Annotated in this window: 4 protein-coding genes; all 4 read left to right on the top strand. The window is 54.9% G+C overall.

Going from position 1 to position 4,938, the window contains the following annotated elements; genetic code table 11:
- Positions 1-100: 100 nt before the first annotated feature.
- Complete coding sequence (locus H7R56_RS27445; protein ID WP_007899670.1) at positions 101-1,405, top strand: methyl-accepting chemotaxis protein; 1,305 nt, start codon at positions 101-103, stop codon at positions 1,403-1,405.
- Between the two features lie 987 nt (positions 1,406-2,392).
- Positions 2,393-2,737, top strand: a complete 345-nt coding sequence (locus H7R56_RS27450; RefSeq protein WP_032976203.1) for a MobC family plasmid mobilization relaxosome protein — start codon at positions 2,393-2,395, stop codon at positions 2,735-2,737.
- A gap of 677 nt (positions 2,738-3,414) precedes the next feature.
- On the top strand, positions 3,415-3,906 hold the full coding sequence (locus H7R56_RS27460; RefSeq protein ID WP_016355729.1) for an MbeB family mobilization protein: 492 nt from the start codon (positions 3,415-3,417) through the stop codon (positions 3,904-3,906).
- A 6-nt stretch (positions 3,907-3,912) separates the two neighbouring features.
- Complete coding sequence (locus H7R56_RS27465; protein WP_000137422.1) at positions 3,913-4,128, top strand: MbeD family mobilization/exclusion protein; 216 nt, start codon at positions 3,913-3,915, stop codon at positions 4,126-4,128.
- Positions 4,129-4,938 lie beyond the last annotated feature (810 nt).

A 4,938-nucleotide genomic window follows, 5' to 3' on the forward strand; every position in this document is an offset into this window, starting at 1 on the left:
AGCGGGCTTTTTCCCGCCCTGTCGCAGTAATATATAACGCTACATAAGGAGTAGCCGATAACCATGGCAGTACTTACATTATCCGGGCAATCTGATTCATATGTTTTCACTTAAAAATATGTTCTCCCTGAACCTCCAGCGATCAGCCATTTCGTATGACGCAATTTGTCAGAATAAGCCTGTCATTGAGTTCAGTCCGGAGGGGGTGATAAATAAAGCCAGCCCGCTTTTTCTCTCCACTATGGGGTACAGGGCTGATGAAATAATCGGTCACCACCATCGTATATTCTGCCCGCCCTCGCTGGTAAGTTCACCGGAATACAGCCAGTTCTGGCAGCGCCTTGCCAGGGGAGAAAGCTTTAGTGGCAAGTACCTGCGGCTGGCAAAGGGAAATCGTTCCGTATGGCTTGAAGCCAGTTATATCCCCGTTTCTGACAGGCGCGGCCGTGTTATCAGAGTCATTAAAATTGCTGCCGATATTTCTGAGCGCGTGCATTCTGCTCTTGAGCAGGAAGCAGTCGTAAATGCCATAAACCGTTCTATGGCCATCATCACCTTCAATCCTGAAGGGATCGTGCTTGAAGCAAATGAAAATTTCGTCAATGCCACTGGCTATAAGCGGGATGAAATCATAGGTAAGCATCATCGTCTGTTCTGTGCCGAGACGCTTTACAAAAGTGATGAATACCGACATTTCTGGGAGAGTCTGAATCAAGGTGAGTTTTTTTCTGGTCTGTTTCCACGCCTTAACCGTCAGGGAGACCCTCTGTGGTTCCGTGCAACTTATAACCCTGTCTTTAACAGTGATGGGCAGCTTTATAAAATTGTGAAATTCGCTACAGATGTTACGGCTGATGTCCTGCGAAACCAGAGAGAGCAAGAGGCTGCTGTGCATGCATGGGATATGGCCGTGCAGACCCGAGAAAGTGCGCAGAACGGTGCCAATGTTATTGAAAATAGCATCCTTATGATTGACAGAATTGCGCAGGGGATGGGGGCTGTCTCCACCGATATCTCACGGCTCAACAATCAGTCTGAAAGTATTGACGATATGGTGGAAACCATCCGGAAGTTTGCCATGCAGACAAGACTTATTGCACTGAATGCCGCGATTGAAGCAGCAAGGGCTGGCGCATCCGGAAGAAGTTTTGCGGTTGTTGCCGCAGAAGTGCGTAATCTTGCGGCGAGCGTCAGTAGCGCGACTGAAGAAATTGAGCAAGTCGTGGCCAGCAATAGTCAACTGGCCAAGGATGTTCTCTGTGGCATTGAAAACAGCCTGATGAACACTCGGGAAGGGGTTACACTCATGCGCGAAGCGGGTGAAGTTATGACCAGCATTCAGAGGAATGCTGCAGGGGTTGAGACTGCGGTTAAGGATGTCGCCATTTCAGTTAAGGCCGGATAGGCCATGGTGCATATCCCCATATCTGTCGAACATCACAGATGATCTTCTTGAGATCCTTTCCGTTGCGTCGTAATCTCTTGCTCTGAAAACGAAAAAACCACCCGGCAAGGTGGCTTTTTCGAAGGTTCGCAAGAATTGACGCTCTTTTGAACCGCGGTAACTGGCTTGGAGGAGCACAGTCACCAAAACTGTCCTTTCAGTGTAGCCTTATCGCACCCGAAACTTCAAGACTCTCCTCCTCTAAACCTGTTACCAGTGGCTGCTGCCAGTGGCGCTTTGTCGTGTTTTTCCGGATTGGACTCAAGTTGATAGTTACCGGATAAGGCGCAGCGGTCGGACTGAACGGGGGGTTCGTGCATACAGTCCAGCTTGGAGCGAACTGCCTTCCCGGAACTGAGTGTCAGGCGTGGAATGAGACAAACGCGGCCATAACAGCGGAATGACACCGGTAAACCGAAAGGCAGGAACAGGAGAGCGCACGAGGGAGCCACCAGGGGGAAACGCCTGGTATCTTTATAGTCCTGTCGGGTTTCGCCACCACTGATTTGAGCGTCAGATTTCGTGATGCTTGTCAGGGGGGCGGAGCCTATGGAAAAACGGCTTCGCCGCGGCCTTATCGCTTCCCTGTTAAGCTTCTTTCTGGCATCTCCCAGGAAATTTCCGCCCCGCCTGTAAGCCGGTACCGCTCGCCGCAGCCGAACGACCGAGCGCAGCGAGTCAGTGAGCGAGGAAGCGGAATATATCCTGTATCGCATATTCTGCTGACGCTCCGCTGCTGCATTTTTCTCCTGCCACATGAAGCACTTCACTGATATTCGCATCCGTGCCAACATAGTAAGCCAGTATACACTCCGCTAGCGCTACGTGACTGGTTCAGGGCTGCGCCCCGAAACCCGCTAACAGCCACTGACGCGCCTGCGGCTTGTCCAACCCCGCGCCGACCGGGAAAGGTTTTCCCGCCCGTCCCGGGGTTATCAGGAGACTGTTTTGTCAGAGAAACGGAACAAGATGCTCACCATGTGGGTGACGGAGGATGAGCACAGGCGGCTACTTGAGCGCTGCGACGGCAGGCAGCTGGCGGCGTGGATGCGGCAGACCTGCCTGGACGAAAAGCCGGCTCGTACCGCAAAACTTCCTTCGATCTCGCCGGCGCTGCTGCGCCAGCTTGCCGGTATGGGCAACAACCTGAACCAGATAGCCCGCCGTGTTAACGCCGGCGTCGGTACCGGTCATGACCGGGTGCAGATTGTGGCGGCGCTGATGGCCATCGATGCCGGGCTTGAGCGGCTGCGGCACGCCGTTCTTGAGAAAGGAACGGACGATGATCGTTAAATTTCATCCACGCGGTCGCGGCGGTGGCGCCGGGCCGGTGGACTATCTGCTGGGTAAAGACCGGCAGCGTGAAGGCGCCAGCGTCCTGCAGGGGAAGCCGGAAGAAGTCCGGGAGCTGATCGACGCGTCGCCTTACGTGAAGAAATACACCTCCGGCGTCCTGTCGTTTGCGGAGGCCGATCTGCCTCCCGGCCAGCGGGAAAAACTGATGGCCAGCTTCGAGCGGGTTCTGATGCCCGGACTTGATAAAGATCAGTACAGCATTCTGTGGGTGGAGCACGAGGACAAGGGGCGTCTGGAGCTGAACTTTCTGATCCCCAATACCGAGCTGCTGACCGGCAGGCGGCTCCAGCCGTACTACGACCGCGCCGACCGGCCGCGTATCGATGCCTGGCAGACCATCGTGAACGGCAGACTGGGGCTGCACGATCCGAACGCGCCGGAAAACCGCCGGGCGCTGGTCACGCCGGCCGGACTGCCGAAAACGAAGCAGGAAGCCGCAGAAGCCATCACCCGTGGACTGCTGAGCTTAGCCTCGTCCGGGGAGCTGAAAAGCCGTCAGGACGTCACTGAGGCTCTTGAAGGTGCAGGTTTTGAGGTGGTGCGTACAACGAAAAGCAGTATCAGCATTGCCGACCCTGACGGGGGGCGAAACATCCGACTGAAGGGAGCCATCTATGAGCAGTCTTTTAACGCTGGCGAAGGACTTAGAGCAGCAATCGAAAGCGCAGCAGAAGAGTACCGGCGAGATGCTGAAAGCCGCATTCAGCGAGCACGAGCAGTCTGTCAGAGCGGAACTGAACGCAAGCGCGAGGAGAATCAGCGACGCCATCAGCGCCCACGAGCAGAGTATGAGCGAGGCGATGGAGAAAAACCGGCGGAGCGTGTTGCTGACGGCCGGGAGGACATGGCTCACCATCCTGATGGTGTCAGCGCTGCTGATCGCCACGAGCGGGAGCATTCTGTGGTGGCAGGGACGGCAGATAACCGACAATTACACACATCTTCGTCAGCAGGAAGATACCCTGGCGAAAATGACCGCCCGGACGTGGGGAGTACGCTATCAGGAGAGCAACGACGGCCGGAGGTTCCTTATCCTGCCGCCGGGGATGCAAGCCGAAGCCATCCCCTACGACGGGACGACCTGGATCCGCCTGAAACAGGAGTAGCGGAAAATGACAGAGCTGGAAAAGCAGTTGCTGAGCGCATTAGAGCAGCTACAGCAGGACTACTCGCAAAGGCTGGACGAATGGGAGAGCGCCTTCGCGGAATGGCGGAGCATGTGTGGACTTATGCAACGGGAGAACGCGGTGCTGAACGAGCGCGTGTCGGACTTGAGCACGCAGGTGCTGAGTTTAAGCGAGCAGCTGCGCCGCTTGTCCGGGAACTGAATGCCATCGAGGAGAAGGCTGCACTGGAGTATCAGCGTCAGAACGAGCTGGAGCTGACGCTCCGACAGAAGCAGAAGAGTTTCGATGGTCCGAAGATGAGGTGACAGCCCGCACGAAGAAGGGCTCATCGCGTTCCTGCTAAATAGGCTGACTACCGGAATGGTAGTGACTTATCCCGGAGGAAGTGATGAAAATTCTCAACGTTATTGAAGCCCTGCTGAACTGTTTTTACCTGGTGATGGAGCTGTGTGAGTTGCCGGAGAGGCATTTGCCGGTTTTTAAGGCGTTCGCGCTGATTTTAGTGTGACTTTACGCTGCATGCATCTGGCTGCATGACTATGCATCAGTGTAATATCCAGCGGCTGCGTTTTGGGTGTTTTTTCGTCATGTCTGTCGCCACTTTCTCGCGTCTGGCACCGGAAACGCAGCCAACCCCGTTTCTGCGGTGCGGGCAAGGGGTGTTATGTTAAAAGCCGAGGTCTGGCGGATACGGAAAAAATTATGCCGGCCGGGCTTATGCCCGCGGCAATCCGGCCGATACTTAAATTATCCTTCACAAAGGATGTGCTGCGATCCAGGCAGTTGAGTGTTTTCCGGCTCCCGGATGTGAGCCATTTTTTTGCCTTCTGATGCCTGTTAATGCATGCGGAGCTGCGCTGGTTCTTCCAAGATTGATAGACGCCAGCTTCTCTGCTGGAGCCGGCGGATTTGCCGTAAATATGAACATTTTCTTGTTGTTCAGCCCGCTAAAGATGGCGGGTTTTTTACGCGTGAAATCCGGAGCCGGACATCATGCCGGCATGGCTGAAG

Origin of the sequence: Klebsiella sp. WP3-W18-ESBL-02 (genome assembly GCF_014168815.1) — a bacterium.
Lineage (GTDB): Bacteria > Pseudomonadota > Gammaproteobacteria > Enterobacterales > Enterobacteriaceae > Kluyvera > Kluyvera ascorbata_B.

Excerpts from the sequence above, each read along its gene's own strand:
- H7R56_RS27445 (WP_007899670.1), top strand. The coding sequence starts at position 101 with ATGTTTTCACTTAAAAATATGTTCTCCCTGAACCTCCAGCGATCAGCC.
- H7R56_RS27460 (WP_016355729.1), top strand. The coding sequence starts at position 3,415 with ATGAGCAGTCTTTTAACGCTGGCGAAGGACTTAGAGCAGCAATCGAAA.
- H7R56_RS27465 (WP_000137422.1), top strand. The coding sequence starts at position 3,913 with ATGACAGAGCTGGAAAAGCAGTTGCTGAGCGCATTAGAGCAGCTACAG.